The organism is Pseudomonas sp. GD03862 (assembly GCF_029840855.1).
Lineage (GTDB): Bacteria > Pseudomonadota > Gammaproteobacteria > Pseudomonadales > Pseudomonadaceae > Aquipseudomonas > Aquipseudomonas alloputida.
Map to the genome: position 1 here is coordinate 1 of NZ_JAOCDI010000123.1, position 601 is coordinate 601.

At 61.2% G+C, this 601-nt stretch carries 1 protein-coding gene; it reads right to left on the reverse strand.

Annotated features, from left to right (window positions below; translation table 11 throughout):
• Nucleotides 1–601 (reverse strand): immunoglobulin-like domain-containing protein (locus N5D53_RS27630; RefSeq protein WP_279841149.1); only part of this gene is annotated, 601 nt, incomplete at both ends.

Consider the following 601-nt stretch of genomic DNA (forward strand, 5'->3'; position numbering starts at 1 on the left):
AGTGAACGTCGGTTTGACGTTCTCGGCCACCGAAGTCTGGTCAGCCGTGATGGTGACCTTGACGATGTCGCCTTCGCTGCCTGGGGTACCTGGCTCGTCGGTGACCTCGGTGCTGACCGGGGTCTTGTCCAGGTTCAGGTTTTCGAACTTCCACGCATCTGCGCCGCTGACGGCCTCGATGGCATTGACCACCGGCTGGTTAGTGCCGACATAGACGTTGTCCGGGGCGGCTACAGTCGCCGAACCGGTGGTGCTGTTGGCTGCCACGACGACAGTGGTGCCGTCGGTCAGCTTGAAGTACAGCTCCGAGTGGTTGTTGATCGGCAGACCATCTTTGTTGGTCAGGGTGATGGTGTAGGTGATCTCACCGCCTTCGGTCACCGAAGGGGTGGCAGTCAGCTTGGCCACGACTTCGTCGAGGGTGTCGGTCACTTGAACCGAAGCGTTGCCGCCCAGTTGCAGGTTCTCGAACGCAGCACCAGTGGCGTCCACCGCCGAGTTGATACCCAGGCTGATCTGGCCCGCATCCTGATAGACGTCATCGCCTTGCGCGTCGTGGGTGTACGGCGCGCTGGTTTCGCCAGCCTTGATGGTGACCTGA